The following is a 15,032-nucleotide window of genomic DNA, read 5'->3' as shown; positions in this document are numbered from 1 at the left end:
CCTGAATGCAATGAGCGAAGAACAGAGCTCCCCTATGAAAGAAAGTAACATCTACACTAAGCCATCTCTATTTCCAAAAAACATTTTGTATGACACAGTATGGTTATTTATATAGAAGCAAAGAGTGTATCAGTAAACAGCCTTCACTTTCAAATTTTTCATCCCCCCTAATGGATAAGTACTTTAACGTTAAAGAAATAAGCACTTTGCCTTTGTCACTCACTTCAGATAACCGCGTTCTAATTTTTAGGGAATAGCAATGTAAAGATCATTCATATTGAACTCCCCGAAGAGCAGGCGGAGACTGAACGGATAACCTTCATATTATACATGAGAAAGAACCATGTTTATATGGAATGAATTTATCCAGACTGTTTAATCAGCCATGCATGTAAAAGTAAAGGTGTCTTCTGTGCTGAATTGCTATATTCATCTGGAACCTGCCTTAACGTTTGTTGTAAATTTTCATTTCCTATTAACGATAAAAATTCCATACTAAATGGGCTAAACCCTCCAATTATAGAAGTACCAATCTTATACATCATATCTTTTCTAGTTTTGGTCATATAGGTGAGTAACTGCTCGAACTCAGATAATGTCAATGAGGCGTGATATTGATCATATAAATACAGTTCTTCTTCTTTGTTCTCAACTGAACTCAATCCACTTTCTATACTATCTCGATTTAAATCAACTATATAAATAATAGATTCATTTGATAAATAAGGAAGTAACTGTTCTAATAATGCTAAAGGATCTTCAAATAGCCCAAAACACAGATGTATTAAAATCGCATCATAACTTTTCGCATGTGATGAAAAATTTTTGATATCTGTACAAATAAAATTAGCTTTTAAATTCAATTGATTTGCACAATGTATGGCTTCTTCAGATGAATCAATTCCAGTCAAATCAGCTTGAGGTAATTGCTTAGATAAATACTCAAGCATCTGCCCTTGTCCACATCCTATATCTAAAATAGAGGCAGGGGTTTTTTTGAATGTTAGTTGATAATAAGAAATGAAAGTTTCAGCTGATAGACATCGAGTAAATGGCGTTTCTCGATTATCATAATTTGAACTTATTTTTCTTTTTTCTGAATCCAAAAACCATGACTGCGCCAGAGCTCTTTTCCCTTTAAGCTCTTTCATCTTTTCTTGTATTATCACAGGGTTTACCACCTTTATAAAAAGTCTCACCAATCAGTTTCAGATAATACGGGAGGTTTCGTTTTGAAGTTCTTTATTTTGCGAGGTTGAAAAAAATGAATGAACAGATTATGTGAAATATGAAATGCTATCGCTGCTAGAATACCAAATGTTAAGTATGAAATAACTGTGATTAATGTAAAAAGCGACATATAAGCAATAGACTTAACACCGCCTATTGGTATATGCAGCAAGATAAATCCTATTGAACTGATACAGATCGATACCGCTACAGACTCTACAGAATTCGTTAGTAATAATAACGGAAGAAAGAACCGCCAAATCAATTCTTCTGATAGAGCCGTTAATGGAAGAAAAAAGATTGAATCAACATTGACAACATATCTGCCTCTAAATGCAACAACTTTGTTTTTTAATTTCCATAGAACTGACGGTAATAGGACACCTAATAAAAAGAAGAATAAAACACCATACACATTTTTATTATTAGAAATTTCAACTAAGAGCTCTTGAGAAAATGCTCCACAGCATATAGAAGCTCCGATAATCGTGAATCCATCATAGCTCCTCTGAGGAGTGATATATGTTATTAACTTTCGATCGGATATTGGTTTATCTCTCTTGATTTTGATCACCATTTTAGAGCTTAAGGGACCCAAAAAGTGAATGAGGATCCCTAAAGCTGCTACCATTGAAATCATCTATTTAAGTACCCGCAATCAATGTATAAATTGGGGCATCATCTACTCCATTAAATCCACCGATCATTTCCATTAACTCATCATCGATAAACCCTCCGAATGGTCGGCTATTAATCTTCTGTGCAGTAGATACCAAAATCATATTTTGCATGACATGTCCTGCCTCCATAAAAACGAAGCGATAAGAACGATGTCCATACTTAAATCGAGAACGCCAAAAATTAGCTGAAATGACTACAGCAAATGCAAAATCTTGAACGGATTCTTCTTGTAACATTATTTTCTCAAATTCTTTTTCAGAGTAATCACCCATTTTGGTCAATCCTTTTCTATACGGATCGAAATGATAAATACCTTTGTCTAAAGAATCCACTTTGTTGGCTACAATAAATAGATCTAGAGGATAAAGTGCCCCGCCAGATGGTATAGGGCGTCTAGGTCCTTCTTTACGCTCTACCAATCCATAACTCTTCTGTAAAACTGTTGAGAGTTGTTCTAATGAAACACTCCCCCCGCTAAAATAATCTGCACTTCTTCGTTCCTTAATGACATCATCTAAAGTTATATTTGTATTTAATGGTTTAGGCAGTAAAATTAAAGGTAGGTCATCAAATCTTTTACTTGCATGGGTAGCAATCTTTTGCAAAGTTTGAGATCGCAGCAGCCCTGCAACACCAGGTGCGTCCCATGCCATTGAACCCCTATAGATTTTTGTTGCCTCAAACCAATTTTCAGAAGGATCATCAAACCGTAATGCTTCGTTTCCATACACAACATCAGCCAAATTAGTAGCATGTCTTTCAATACTATTCATATATTTAATCACCTTTCTACGATATTAAGGAAATGGATGCGGAATTGGATTCAGTTCTTCTAACTTAAAAGGTTTATCTACTAAACCTAAATGATAAGAATGTTTTAAAATTCGTTCTCCGCCCAACATTCTACCTCTATAAAGAACGTCAATCGGTTTATATCCAGGAATAATTGATTTTACAACATAGGCACCAGCATCTTTTATATCAGGGCTGGTTAAATCAAAAGTTGCCACATGATATCCTTGTTTTGATAAATGACTGACAAGGTTAGTCCATAAAATGTCTGGAGAACGATCATCAAACGGTGCATAGTCTTTAACGTCCACTAATTTCTCACTCGCTGTTAAAAAATCAGCTTCTTTCACAATAGCTGTTCCCGCATAGAGTTTAATATGATCTTCAAAACTGTTAATATCTCGATGATAATCTACATCCACTAAGGCGTTCCCTAATCGTTGTTCTGTTTTTACCCAAGTTCTTGTATACATTCCCTCTATTGCAGCTTTCTCACATGCTCTTTCAATTGAATGAGCAGAGGCCGCGCCAATAGCAAATGGAGCTAAATCTGTATGAGGATTTCTTATCACTGCCAAAATAGTAGGAACACCAGAAAAAATGCTCATGTCTACTAAATGCAAATCAAGAGAAGTAGGTTTAATATATCTTTCATAGAAGTGTTTTAATCTAGGTGAGGTATTAATATCGATCTGCGGTAAACTTAACTTATTGTACCAAGTAAGCATAAATGCATCTCTTTCAATTGTTTCAAATAAACCTGAGATTGCAGCTTCTTGATATGTAATACCACAAGCTAGTCCATTACTAGTTGCATGACCAATATTGGGGTCTCCTGGCCACTCAGTATAGTTTGCAATATGAATTAATTGAGCAGGCGTCCAAACTTCTTCATTATTTTCAGCAATATGACCTTTTCTCCACCATAATTTTGTATCTTCATTCCATCTATCATGAGGAAAATTCGGGTCTTCATATTGAGTGACAGCATACATCTCCCACTTATCAAAGCCAATTACTGATTTGCCTTCATTGATTAAGTCCTTTTGAGTACCAAAACATACAACATCAGAGTTTAAAGGTAAATAAGCGGCACTATATCTTTCCACCGTTTCACCTATAGCTGCTAATCTGGCTGCAGCTGGATTAGCAGATCCTCCCCCATTATATGAATTAGATGGTACTCCAAATAAAATATTGCTGTCTGTACCATGCGCTCCATATGAATGACCCCATATATCATCAACGTCTCTGAGTTTTCTATACTCTCTACGGACTATCCCAACATAAGGATCTGCCAATTGGTCGAGTATTTCCCATGACTCTTCTAACGTTGTCCATTTATTAGCCATAATTAATTATTCACCTCACCATGAAACCAAACTTGAGGAAAACCTGTATCTGCAGTTGGGGAACACTTTGGGCATCTAGGAACTCGATAAACACGATGATGATTAAATGAGACACCTTTATCATCTAAATTAATTGTTGTAAATCCACCTGGTGTTGCACTTGGTGCGTAATCTTTTAGTGTGAGCCATTCTAAAATTAAATTACTTGCAATTCCGATTTGAACTAAATTAATCGGCATATGATAAACCGGTTTCTTTTCAGGATTTATAGGTTTTATTTTCATTAAGTCTGATCGCAATACTTCGTCAGAAAAATTTGCTGATTTTCGAAGGTTATAGCAATGTAAACAAGCTGATTGATGTGGCAAGAAAAATGGACCTACCCAAGATGTCTGTCCATCATATGGCACAATGCTTAACCAAGGGATGTGGTCTTCTAATGCCAGATCATTTATTTCTTCAAAAATCGGATCTAAATGAGAGTTGCCGATAGCAACCCTGATATCTGGCTGCTTATTTAATTCTCCTTTAAGCACTACATGTAGCCCTGCCTCTTGCAAATGACGAATAAATTCAGCAGCAACTGGGTTATGATCTCGCGTAATAACTTCAACAATCCCTGTTTTTAAACGATCTAGTATATCTTCAACCAATACTTGTCCACCGGCTCTTTCATAAGACAAAAGCGCAGTTAAATCAAAGGTCATATCCGTCTTAACACACATTCCGTTCGCAACTAAAAATTCGAGGACATGTTTTAATTGATCACTCTCTACTTCGAAATTCTCCTCCAGCTCTTTAATGGAAACCCCATTATCTTCCATAAGATAATCAGAAATTTCTTGAATAAATTCAATAATTCCGTCACCTTCAATTTTGGTGACAGTTTGCGCTTTTAAACCAATCAAACTGTCTTCTAGTTTACCTAGCGTAATGTGTGGTGCTAATTTATACCTCGTCATTTCTTGGTCTTTGACAAACATATATTATTCCTCCTTAAGAATAATTAATTTGTATTTTAGATAATTGTGCCCGATTTGGGGGGTGACCAATTATTTGTTCCAGCGTGTTCGTAAATGGCTGTAAATGTTTTGAAGAAGAAGCTTCTTGAAATTCGGCTAACCATTCTAATACGTCTAAAGGCATATTGTTCTGGGACAAAATTGATATGACCTCTTCTTTACTTTTACAATACAATTCAATTTTCATGTTTAAATCCTCTTCAAAAATATCCTTCAGCCTACTCATACTTACTAACTCTGGTCCTGTTAAATCATATGCCTTTCCAGCGCGATTCCTAACATCCTGTTTAGGGATCAAACATGCCTTTACAACATCTTTTGTATTGATCCAATTAACTCCCTCGGGAGAAAATGCAGTTATTAATTTACCAGTAGCACCTGCCCATCCTCTATAAAGTTCTATATTAATATCAAGCGGTGAAGTCCTATAAAGTATGCTATTCTGATAGATTTTCAATAATTCACTTTCAAGAGAACCTAGTTCATCCTCGACAGTATGCCTTCTATTAGATAAAATAATCGTTTCCGTTTGAAAATCAGTATTATTTATAAAGAATTCTTTGTCATAACTAACAGCCCCGCCCAAATCAATTATTTGAACAGGATAGTCTTCATACTCAACTTTCATCTTCTCTAAATAGGCTTTTATTGGTTCTCTAATCCCGACATAATGAATACTCATAAAGATCCCCTCCCTCTTTTCTCTTTCCTGATTATCAGTGAATGGTGAAAATCTAAATTAATCAAACTTATAATAGAAATAGTAATCTTCTATTTGAGTTCTTCATAACATAGTAACCTCAACTTTTTTCATACATTTAATTAACTTAATATCTAAATACCCAAAATATTTGATTCAAATTAACACCAACCTTTAATCCAAAAATAACATAAAGACCATATAAAACCTTAAAATACATTAAATTTTAAATATAGTATTATTTTCCATAGTCATATTAAACCACATTTTTTCAGTGGTATCAACGGACTTTTCAGAAAATATAAAACTTTCACACTCACATATTGACAAATAAAGACTTATGAACCATCATATGTAATATATCAACTACATATCTATGTTGATAAATTTTAACTAAGGAGGTCTAAAGATGACTAAAATTACAATCCCAACTGCTTTGGCTGCTAAGGTACATGGGGAAGGTCAACATTTATTCGAACCAATGGCTGCGCGCTGCACTTGCACAACAATCATCTCAAGTTCTTCAACTTTCTAATCAACTTTAGTTTTTTCGACATATCATTGAAAAGATCGCTCGCCCACCTAGCGAAGCAGACTTAGCTAGGTGGGTGGGCATTTTTTATTTGAAAATAGAAGTTTCCACGTTTATTTTGCTTAACGAAAACCTTGCATCCAGTTAATGGGACAGCAAGAGATAGTGAATAAAACAAAAAAAGGCTATTGAGATTTTTCTCAATAGCCCCCACTGTATTAAATATCGATTACTTCCACACCGCTTAAATCTGCCCCTTCTCCTTCTAAAATATGATAAGTCATTTTATCCATTGTCACTCCAATAAAATTTAATTTTTTAATCGTACATGATTTAAAATTAACATTGATTAATTTAGAATTCTCAAAAGTAATGTTTTTAAAATAACAATTTTCAAATAAAACATTTATTAAAGATGATTCATCAATACTAATGTTGGGTAAATGACAGCCATATAAGGATGAATTCGTTATCTCACAATGTTCAAAATGAGATTGAGTCAAATCACTCTTTTCAAAGGTAGATGAGGAAATTTTAGAATGGCTAATATTAACTTTTCTCAGATAGCACCCATTAAAATCTGAATGGCTCATTACTTTTTGTACAATCGATAGCCCCTTAAAATCGCATAACTTATATTTAACATTTATAAACGTTAACCAATCTAAATCAGCATTAACAAATATTTTTTTCACATGCTCTACGCGGTTATGATCATCAATTACTAATGTATGATTATCAATGCTTATTTCGCCTGATTTCAGCTTTTCAATAAGCATATCCTGAACCTCTGCATCTTTTAATCCATCATTTTCGAGTTTTAATTTAACATTTCCAAGCAGCTCTAATAATTCTTTTTTCTTTTCTTCATATGTTTGGTCTTTTTTATATGGCCGAAAACAACTTTCAACATACAGTTCTAACTCTTCACTTAACATTGACTCACTCCTTTTTTCAGACAGCATACAAGCATTGATTTTGCGGTGCATAACATTTAGCTGAAATTTTTAGAGACTAGCCTCTTGCTCGCTTTATATATTTTTTATAGCCAACCAACGAAAGAATAAACCCTAACAGGGTATAGCCTATAAGGACTGCTGTAACTAAGATCAAATTCTCTCCCCCTGGTAGTGTTGATACTGATTGCACTAAACCTTGATGTGCCCAATACTGCGGGAAGAGCATACCAATTATTTTGAGATAACTAGGTAATTGATCAAATGGAGTCCATAAGCCACAAGCAACTGCTGTCCCTAAAGCAATCATGTTTGTCATCACTAGGCCTGTATTCTCAGTTTTAGCAAATGCGGCGATGGCAACTCCCCATGAAGTCACTTGCATTGATAATAGAACAACTACTAAGAAATACGAGCTGTATTGTGTTATTTCAATACCATATAAGTAAACTCCTAAAATGGTTAACAACAAAACTTGAAATAAGATAATGATAAAAAATGGAACGCACTTTCCAAGAAAAAAATGATGCGGCTGTAAAGGAGTACTTGCTAGCCTTGCCACAATTCCTTTCTCACGATCTTTTACAAAACTAATGACAATTGAAATAATGACAAATGTGGAGAAAAACACGCTCATCCCTGTCACTGATTGAGAAGCAACTAATGTTTTTTGTGCTTGAGAACTACCTGATGTAAATAATTCTATTAAAAGAATAATTGAAGCAACTGGTAATAAAATGGTCCAGAACAACAATGATCGATCTTTCACCTGTTTTATAGATTCGATGCGGACTAATGGCCACATAAAAATCACTCCCGTTATATTCATTTGATTCCCTTCTATATAACTCTTAAATAATCACATTTTTTATTTATTTTACCATTTGTGGATGTGACGAATTAGAATTAGTCACATAATGTTGACTAATTACGTATGATTTTAAATCACGGTACACACAAATTAATTCTGTTCGTTAGATTTATGCTCTTTCTACATCAGTTACTCTTTTAAGTTATTTTAATTGAAAAAAATACGAGAGTGCTTTTCATTCATAAAGACATTTTATTGTAATTGATCCCGTAAATCTGTTCCTGTTAATTGAAAAAAGACATCTTCAAGTCTCGGTCTGTACAAAGATAATTGTTGGGGAACCAATGATTCCTTTTTACTCAGTTTAGCCAAATCTTCTAAAGTATCTAATGGTTTTGTAGTTTTAACTAACACTCCACCTTGATGAGTAACAAAATCATACCCGAGACTAGTTAATGTTTTATTAGGAATCATAGATTCAAAAAAGATAGATGTTTCTGCGTAGCGATTCAAAAGCTCATCTATTTTGCCTTCTTCAACAATGTTCCCTTTATCAATGAAAGCCACATAATCACATAAACTCTCTATTTCCTCCATATAATGACTAACATAGATAATAGTTCTTCCCTCTTCCTTCAATTTGTTAATGATGTCGAAAATATAACGTCTTGATTGAGGATCTACCCCCACTGTCGGTTCATCTAAAAGAATTAACTTAGGAGCATGCATTAGAGCGCAGCCAATATTCAAACGACGTTTCATTCCTCCTGAAAAGCTTTCAACTATATCATTTGCTCTTTCCCACAATCCTACATCTTTTAGTGTTTTTTCTACTCTTTCTTCTAATGTTTTCCCTTTCAAACCATAAATTTGTCCAAAAAACTCCATATTTACTTTAGCTGTTAATTTTTCCTCTAAGCTGATGTCTTGCGGGATGTAGCCGAGCGCACTCTTAGACTCACCAACATGCTCAACTCTGCCTTCATAAGATTTAATAATGTGAGATATAATTTTCATCAAGGTTGATTTACCAGAACCATTTGGACCTATTAATCCATAACAAACTCCTTCTGGAATTGTTAATGTAATACTTTTTAACGCTTGGGTAGTCCCGTATTTTTTACTGACGTTTTCTATTTTCAACATTCGGCACTCTTTCCTTCCATGTCATTTATTTTTTAAAATGGCTTCAATAACACTCAAATATTCTTTGTAGGCGTGCTCTCCTAAATCTGTTATACTAACGATTGTTTTTGGTTTTTTATCCACAAATGTCTTTGTAATTAGCACATAGCCTGCATCCTCTAATTTTTTTAAATGCGAGCCCAAATTACCGTCTGTTACAGATAAAGAGGCTTTTAAGAAGCTAAAATCACATTTTTCATAAATCATTAATAAACTCATAATCCCTAACCGAACTTTTGGATGGATTAAATCATTTAAACTATTGACATTACTCATTTCCTTGTCCTTTTCTTTTTAAAATCACACCAGTTAATAACAAACTTCCTCCACCAATAAAAGCGAAGATAATGTTCATTAAACTAGGAAATAATAAAAATGTAGTTACACCTAAAACACTTAGCCAGAACCCCATAATAAAGATCTCTTTAGCCAGAACAATACCTAAGAGTAAATACATGATAGAAACCAATAAAACAACATAAAAGGGTAAATTATTTAATGTATATGGTAATAAACCAACACATATTAAAAAAATAAAGATACCTAAAATAATTCCAAGACCAAGCCATGTGTATTGTAATTGAGTTCTTAAAAACAAGGGCATTGGTATCATTTTCTTTTGTTTAAAATATGTAGTTAAAGTGATAACCCAACCCGCAATGCCTAAAATAAGCCAAAAGACACCTGCAGTTATTGAATTAGCAAAAAGTAAAGGTATTGAATATCCCATTATCCAAATGAGGCCCCAAATGATAAAATAAATACTGGTTTGTTTACAATACTCTGTTTTATAGTTTGTAATCGTCTTGATATGAGATAAATTCTCTAATATTTCTGAATTATTGAATTTTTCATTAGTCATAAATAAACTCCTCTTCCACAAAGAACTCTGTGATACAGAGTATAGATTTAAATTTCCATTTAGTCAAGTTATTGGAAATACTTTTTTTATGAATTAAAATAAAAAATAGATATAACCACCTCCTTCCTAACGAATCTCCAAATACCTTCTGCTTCTTGATCGTTTCTGAAAACCTTATTCAATGGTTGGTCTCAAACCGCTTCATATTTTAAAATATAGAAAAAGTGATAAACAAGCATTTTAAATTTTCTATTTGGAAAATAAGAACTACTAATTGGAGTGAGCTATATAAACAGTTCCTTATTCAGCAGGCATTCGTCATCGATTCTTTTCATTCATTCTTTTCGCATGTTCACTAATAAGTGCTGCCTCCCTGCTTCCTTTTATAATGCGGAAACCGTCATAATCCGGATAGAGCGAGTCATCGTCCTGAATGCTTGTTAAAATCCAAAATTGACTGCCAGCCCCTCCGAGCCGCTCTACCGCTGACAGCCAGCTCTGATATACGTCAGGACGAGCTGATTGATTTTGATAGCCAAACTCTTCTAGCACAACTGGCTTTCCGATTGACTTCCCGCGGGTGATATGGTCTTCGATCCATTTCACTCCCCAGGCAGCAGACTTGCTCCAGTGATCTGGGTACAGATGATAGGTTCCATAATCGATATTAGGAAGAGATGTTAAACGATCCCAATCGACGCCTTCTCCTCCTCCGTAAAACCAATCTTCATGTCCTGGTATGCGAAAGAATCCTTCATCTCCTACTGCAACAAGATGGTGACGATCCAGCGATTTGATCCATGTACTCATTTCATCTGCCCATTTGACTAGTACATTTCCCGTTGGATCTGACTGCATCCGCGGCTCGTTGGCTAATTCCCAAGTCATAATAGCTGGATCGTCTTTATATTGAACACCTGTATACGTATTGGTTCTTTCTAATACATAGCGCACATAATTTTTGTAAGCTTTTTGAATACGAGGATCTGTATAGAAGGCATCATGCGATCCTGCCCCGAACCACTTCACATATTGATTCATACCGCCAAAGTCATCCCAATTGTTCACTAGTGGGATCACAAGCTTTATTCCTTCCTGTCCTGCTTTATAAATCGCATAATCTAGTTTTTGAAAACCAGATTCTTCATAGACGCCTGGACTAGATTGTAAGACTGAGTTTTCTTGAGGAGCCCCGTCGTGAAAGCCCCAAATCCGTATGACCTTTAAATTCATTGCTTTCATATCATCGAACACAGCATCTACCATTTTTTTAGATTTGTAATGGAAATAGTAATTATTTGTGCCGGCGAAGTAAAATGGTTGATTGTTCAGCGTAAATTGTGTACCAGACGTCTGCACATAAGCGGCTGCCTTCATCGTAAGCGAAAACCAGCCAGACCATATAGCGGCTATAAGTATGAAGCAAGACACTCTTTGAGCCCACTTTTTCATTTACATTCTCCTCACAATCTATCTCTATCCTTCTTGAGGCAGGATTACGTCTAGTTGAAACGGTGTTTGTTCATTTGAATCAAGTTCAATCGTCTGCTGTTTGAGCATTTTATTTTTTTTACCGATTCGAATCTCATATGTTCCGTGAAATGCTGGACATTTCACATGGCCATTAGCATCGGTTTTTTCAACTCTTTGGGTCGTCCACTCATTTAGAAGCTTTTCATAACGTCGTCCTGCTTCATTTAAAGACCAATCATAATTCACGATGGCTGCATGTTCACCTCTCCAATGGGCACCTGCCCAAAATCCCCACATCAGCACTCCTTTTACGGCTGGATGACTAAATGCGACGCGATATAAAGCTTCCAGGTTATCCGCTCTTCTATTAGGGTCAGGGTGAACAGAGTCGTACTCTGTGACCCATATTGGAAGACCAAGCTCAGCCAGCACATCGAGCCTCTCTTTGACAATGACTGGATCGACCCGTTCTTCAAAATGGCCTTGAACCCCAATCGCCTCAATAGGTGCGCCTAACTGACGCAGTTCATTGATATGCGCTTTATAGGCATGGTGTTCACCATAAGAGATCACATTATAATCATTCACAAACAATAGTGCTTGAGGGTCAATTTTTTTCGTTTCTTCATACATCCACTTCCAAATATTTTTCCCAAAGCGATCTTTAAAAAATGAACCATGCATCATTTCATTGTTTACATCCCAATGCCGGAACCTTCCCTTAAAGTGATTGCCCGCATGCTCAAGCCGGTTTTTCATGGCTTCATATACTTCGTGATTCGGCAGTGACCTTAGCCAGCTTGGATTCGCATCCTCTACCTCCCAAAATAAAGCGTGCCCCCTCACTGGAAGCTGATGTCGATCTGCAAAATTCAACATCGCATCTGCTTTTTCGTAGGTGATTTTCCCTCTTTCTGGCTCATTCGCATACCATTTTGCTTCATTTTCAAAAACAGCCCAATTAAAATGCTTCACGAAAAAATCAGCATATTGTTGATTAAATAACACTTGATCATTCATCGCTGAACCAAAGGCGAATTCATGTCTGATTTGCTTTATTTCAACCTCTATTCCTGCTATTGGCTTTTTTTCGCCGTTTGTCACGTTGATCACAAGATCTCTTTGTCTATGCTCTGAGATTCGATCATCCGCCTCTTTTTTCCACATCAGATTTTCCTGCCCATTTTCGCCTCTATTGAATGAATGATGAAGAAAGCTTCTTTCTTTGACCATGTAAATCACCCTTATCTTCATTGGATTCATATTACCTATTCAAACTGCCGGCTAGAAGCCGGCAGCTTGCTTTTAACCTCTTAGTTGATCAGACGATGGTATTCAGCATAGGCAGTGGCCATATCCACTTGAGACCAGAAGCGGTGATAAGTGAAAACTGGTGCACCATTCTCCCATTTGCCTGTAGCTTCATTAAATGAAGACTGATATTTACTTTCGAGTGAAGACCATGCTGGATCTTGTTTAATCTTCGGACGAAGATCAGCAAAACTCGTATAGACCCCATTCCCTCCTCATTGCGGGTCAGAAGGAATGGTGCTGGCTCCAGGAATCTGATTTCCTTGACCAAATGTCCCGTTCCATCCATTTGGGAAATACACTTCTTTTCTAAAGAAACGGTCATAGTCTTCTCTATCTTCCTCTGTCACTATGCCGACGCCATCATTGTAATTCCATGCAACCTCTAGGAGCTGCGCGGCTGCATCTTTCGCTCTTGCACCAAGCGCTGTATAATCACCTGCTTCCTGCTTTGTGGCTGCAGCAAAGAATATCAAAGCTTTGGTTAGACTTCCTAATACGCCCGTATCCTGAGTCGGATCTTTAGTTACAGCTGTTAAATTTGGATTTCCTGTTGCAGACTGGAACCCGTTCCAAGTATCAGGCTGTCCGCTCCAAGCAATATTTCCAGGAAGCCAAAACTCTCCAGGCGCACTTGTTGTAGCAACCGAAACATTCGTTCCTCCTAGAATTCTCTGTCCTTGTTCATCTAAGAAATAACCCTCTTCATCTGACACAGGACGGCTGCCGATAAAAATGTAATCTAAAGCATAGCTGACCCATTTTGTTATGACAGATTTGGCCATTTGGACATTTTCAGATGTTTTGTCGCCATCTTTTACAAAAATATAATAAAGCTCTGCTACGCGCTCCATTGGCCACGCCTGCATTCCAAACCAGTTATTTGAAGGCGGGTCAAGGTAAACAGGTGCATCTTCATATGCCATATCATAAAAAGTACTTCTTCCTGCTGGATAAGCGCTATAGTCTCCATTCCAGCTATTGGTTGCGCCTCCTGCTATGGCTCCTTCTTTCGATTGAAGCCATACGTAAAATTCAAGCTGTCTCTTTAGTGTTTTTTCCCAATCGCTTGCCCCTGTTGCTGAAGATGGCTTTAAGCCTCCTTTATCTGAGGATAAAGCATAAGCAGCGACAGGATTTTGATATCCTTGATGACAATGGCTCGCTCCGATACGCCATGACCAGTTTGCATACTCCCCAAGTCCTCCGCCCCAAGAGGTATACCATGCCATTAAGTAATGACAGGCACCCTTTCCGTTTCCAGGATACGGATTCCCCTGCTTCCCGCTTCCAATCGTTTGAAAATATTTATCGTACATACCGTAACGGAGGAAATCCCCCATTTTTTTCGCTTTATCAAGATAAGCTGACCGATTATAGCCGAGCTCCTTTGCCCAATACATCGCTTGTATCGCGCGCGCATCAGCATCCGTTGCATTCGTATAGCGCCACTGGGCAGCTGGAGCTTGATTTTCTTTTGTGAACAAACTCATAAAGCCTTCATTCGGCTTACCAAAAGATTTATCGTCCTGTGATGGATGAGGGATGGACTCCCACACAGATTCTTGCGGACCACGCTGGAATGTGTTCACATAGGCGGCTGTATGTGATGGGTTGAGCAAGTTGCCATAGCCATACCAGTTATCTACGTCAAGGAGCCAGTGCATTAAATACGTTTCATTCGTCCCATAGGTTGATTTCAATTCACTATCAATTGGATCTTGACCAGCAGGACGAGCACCGGTCAGCTGGCTTGGGTATTGATCCGGAAATGGTTTCTCTGCTGCGTATGTGGCTGGGCTGGACGGATTATAAGCGTTCATATGCGGCTGCTCATCATTTCCATCTTCATTGACTGGGATGATGTACTTCTCCATATTGTCCCAAGCTGCCTCTAATTTGCTCCAGTCCCCTGTGTAATGTCCGTACAGCACCTCAAGCCACAGCCAATAGCTATATGCTTCTGAAGTTGTCATATGCCCATAATCAGGTGCTTCGCAAATGAGTGTCTCGATTGAATGATACGGAATTCCTTCTGGTGAAAAATATCCATTCGCATCGCTTTTGATTTGATGATAAAGCGTTAAAAACCGTTCTTTGTTTGACAAGTCCTTCACCCTTTCAA

Annotated in this window: 14 protein-coding genes and 1 pseudogene; 1 reads left to right on the top strand and 14 read right to left on the bottom strand. The window is 36.8% G+C overall.

From position 1 onward, the window contains the following. Positions 1 to 362 precede the first annotated feature (362 nt). Genes ASE42_RS09050 through ASE42_RS09025 form a run of 6 tightly spaced genes read right to left on the bottom strand, consistent with a single transcriptional unit; the run spans position 363 to position 5,759 of the window. Positions 363 to 1,169 (bottom strand): class I SAM-dependent methyltransferase, encoded by an 807-nt coding sequence (locus tag ASE42_RS09050; protein ID WP_034623589.1) that lies wholly within the window; start codon positions 1,167 to 1,169, stop codon positions 363 to 365. A gap of 26 nt (positions 1,170 to 1,195) precedes the next feature. Beyond that, positions 1,196 to 1,861 (bottom strand): CPBP family intramembrane glutamic endopeptidase, encoded by a 666-nt coding sequence (locus ASE42_RS09045; RefSeq protein ID WP_056766470.1) that lies wholly within the window; start codon positions 1,859 to 1,861, stop codon positions 1,196 to 1,198. A 13-nt stretch (positions 1,862 to 1,874) separates the two neighbouring features. Then, positions 1,875 to 2,684: a SagB/ThcOx family dehydrogenase gene (locus tag ASE42_RS09040; RefSeq protein ID WP_056766467.1), complete on the bottom strand. Its 810-nt coding sequence runs from the start codon at positions 2,682 to 2,684 to the stop codon at positions 1,875 to 1,877. Positions 2,685 to 2,708: 24 nt separating this feature from the next. After that, positions 2,709 to 4,055, bottom strand: coding sequence for a YcaO-like family protein (locus ASE42_RS09035; protein ID WP_034623592.1), 1,347 nt, complete (start codon positions 4,053 to 4,055; stop codon positions 2,709 to 2,711). 2 nt (positions 4,056 to 4,057) lie between these two features. Then, complete coding sequence (locus ASE42_RS09030) at positions 4,058 to 5,038, bottom strand: TOMM precursor leader peptide-binding protein (RefSeq protein ID WP_056766465.1); 981 nt, start codon at positions 5,036 to 5,038, stop codon at positions 4,058 to 4,060. Between the two features lie 13 nt (positions 5,039 to 5,051). Then, on the bottom strand, positions 5,052 to 5,759 hold the full coding sequence (locus ASE42_RS09025) for a protein involved in maturation (protein WP_034623597.1): 708 nt from the start codon (positions 5,757 to 5,759) through the stop codon (positions 5,052 to 5,054). 427 nt (positions 5,760 to 6,186) lie between these two features. On the opposite strand from ASE42_RS09025, the gene ASE42_RS18570 reads away from it, so the two are divergent. Next, positions 6,187 to 6,312: a plantazolicin family TOMM peptide gene (locus ASE42_RS18570; protein WP_080701195.1), complete on the top strand. Its 126-nt coding sequence runs from the start codon at positions 6,187 to 6,189 to the stop codon at positions 6,310 to 6,312. A gap of 215 nt (positions 6,313 to 6,527) precedes the next feature. Here the strand turns inward: ASE42_RS18570 and ASE42_RS09020 are convergent, their stop codons facing one another. The 8 genes and pseudogenes from ASE42_RS09020 to ASE42_RS08985 all read right to left on the bottom strand — a co-directional run bounded on the left by ASE42_RS09020 (position 6,528) and on the right by ASE42_RS08985 (position 15,015). Beyond that, on the bottom strand, positions 6,528 to 7,247 hold the full coding sequence (locus ASE42_RS09020) for a pentapeptide repeat-containing protein (RefSeq protein ID WP_056766463.1): 720 nt from the start codon (positions 7,245 to 7,247) through the stop codon (positions 6,528 to 6,530). Positions 7,248 to 7,323: 76 nt separating this feature from the next. Further along, complete coding sequence (locus tag ASE42_RS09015) at positions 7,324 to 8,070, bottom strand: ABC transporter permease (RefSeq protein ID WP_024427002.1); 747 nt, start codon at positions 8,068 to 8,070, stop codon at positions 7,324 to 7,326. A 258-nt stretch (positions 8,071 to 8,328) separates the two neighbouring features. Then, a complete protein-coding gene (locus ASE42_RS09010) occupies positions 8,329 to 9,222 on the bottom strand; it encodes an ABC transporter ATP-binding protein (RefSeq protein ID WP_056766461.1) in 894 nt (297 codons plus the stop codon). Positions 9,223 to 9,243: 21 nt separating this feature from the next. Further along, positions 9,244 to 9,537, bottom strand: a complete 294-nt coding sequence (locus ASE42_RS09005) for a winged helix-turn-helix domain-containing protein (protein ID WP_056766457.1) — start codon at positions 9,535 to 9,537, stop codon at positions 9,244 to 9,246. Further along, complete coding sequence (locus ASE42_RS09000; RefSeq protein WP_056766455.1) at positions 9,530 to 10,123, bottom strand: hypothetical protein; 594 nt, start codon at positions 10,121 to 10,123, stop codon at positions 9,530 to 9,532. Before ASE42_RS09000 ends, ASE42_RS09005 begins: the two co-directional genes overlap by 8 nt. A gap of 318 nt (positions 10,124 to 10,441) precedes the next feature. Further along, positions 10,442 to 11,575: a glycoside hydrolase 5 family protein gene (locus ASE42_RS08995; RefSeq protein WP_024426998.1), complete on the bottom strand. Its 1,134-nt coding sequence runs from the start codon at positions 11,573 to 11,575 to the stop codon at positions 10,442 to 10,444. A gap of 24 nt (positions 11,576 to 11,599) precedes the next feature. Continuing rightward, positions 11,600 to 12,829, bottom strand: coding sequence for an endo-1,4-beta-xylanase (locus ASE42_RS08990; protein ID WP_056766453.1), 1,230 nt, complete (start codon positions 12,827 to 12,829; stop codon positions 11,600 to 11,602). 80 nt (positions 12,830 to 12,909) lie between these two features. Further along, positions 12,910 to 15,015 (bottom strand): annotated as a pseudogene (locus ASE42_RS08985) (glycoside hydrolase family 48 protein). Positions 15,016 to 15,032 lie beyond the last annotated feature (17 nt).

Origin of the sequence: Bacillus sp. Root920 (assembly GCF_001429445.1) — a bacterium.
GTDB lineage: Bacteria > Bacillota > Bacilli > Bacillales > Bacillaceae > Bacillus > Bacillus safensis.
Note: the sequence above shows the minus strand (reverse complement) of the source record. Positions and strands in the feature narration are given on the sequence as shown.

Excerpts from the sequence above, each read along its gene's own strand:
- ASE42_RS09035 (WP_034623592.1), bottom strand. The coding sequence starts at position 4,055 with ATGGCTAATAAATGGACAACGTTAGAAGAGTCATGGGAAATACTCGAC.
- ASE42_RS09020 (WP_056766463.1), bottom strand. The coding sequence starts at position 7,247 with ATGTTAAGTGAAGAGTTAGAACTGTATGTTGAAAGTTGTTTTCGGCCA.
- ASE42_RS18570 (WP_080701195.1), top strand. The coding sequence starts at position 6,187 with ATGACTAAAATTACAATCCCAACTGCTTTGGCTGCTAAGGTACATGGG.
- ASE42_RS09040 (WP_056766467.1), bottom strand. The coding sequence starts at position 2,684 with ATGAATAGTATTGAAAGACATGCTACTAATTTGGCTGATGTTGTGTAT.
- ASE42_RS09005 (WP_056766457.1), bottom strand. The coding sequence starts at position 9,537 with ATGAGTAATGTCAATAGTTTAAATGATTTAATCCATCCAAAAGTTCGG.
- ASE42_RS09015 (WP_024427002.1), bottom strand. The coding sequence starts at position 8,070 with ATGTGGCCATTAGTCCGCATCGAATCTATAAAACAGGTGAAAGATCGA.
- ASE42_RS09030 (WP_056766465.1), bottom strand. The coding sequence starts at position 5,038 with ATGTTTGTCAAAGACCAAGAAATGACGAGGTATAAATTAGCACCACAC.
- ASE42_RS09025 (WP_034623597.1), bottom strand. The coding sequence starts at position 5,759 with ATGAGTATTCATTATGTCGGGATTAGAGAACCAATAAAAGCCTATTTA.
- ASE42_RS08995 (WP_024426998.1), bottom strand. The coding sequence starts at position 11,575 with ATGAAAAAGTGGGCTCAAAGAGTGTCTTGCTTCATACTTATAGCCGCT.
- ASE42_RS09000 (WP_056766455.1), bottom strand. The coding sequence starts at position 10,123 with ATGACTAATGAAAAATTCAATAATTCAGAAATATTAGAGAATTTATCT.
- ASE42_RS09045 (WP_056766470.1), bottom strand. The coding sequence starts at position 1,861 with ATGGTAGCAGCTTTAGGGATCCTCATTCACTTTTTGGGTCCCTTAAGC.
- ASE42_RS09010 (WP_056766461.1), bottom strand. The coding sequence starts at position 9,222 with ATGTTGAAAATAGAAAACGTCAGTAAAAAATACGGGACTACCCAAGCG.
- ASE42_RS08990 (WP_056766453.1), bottom strand. The coding sequence starts at position 12,829 with ATGGTCAAAGAAAGAAGCTTTCTTCATCATTCATTCAATAGAGGCGAA.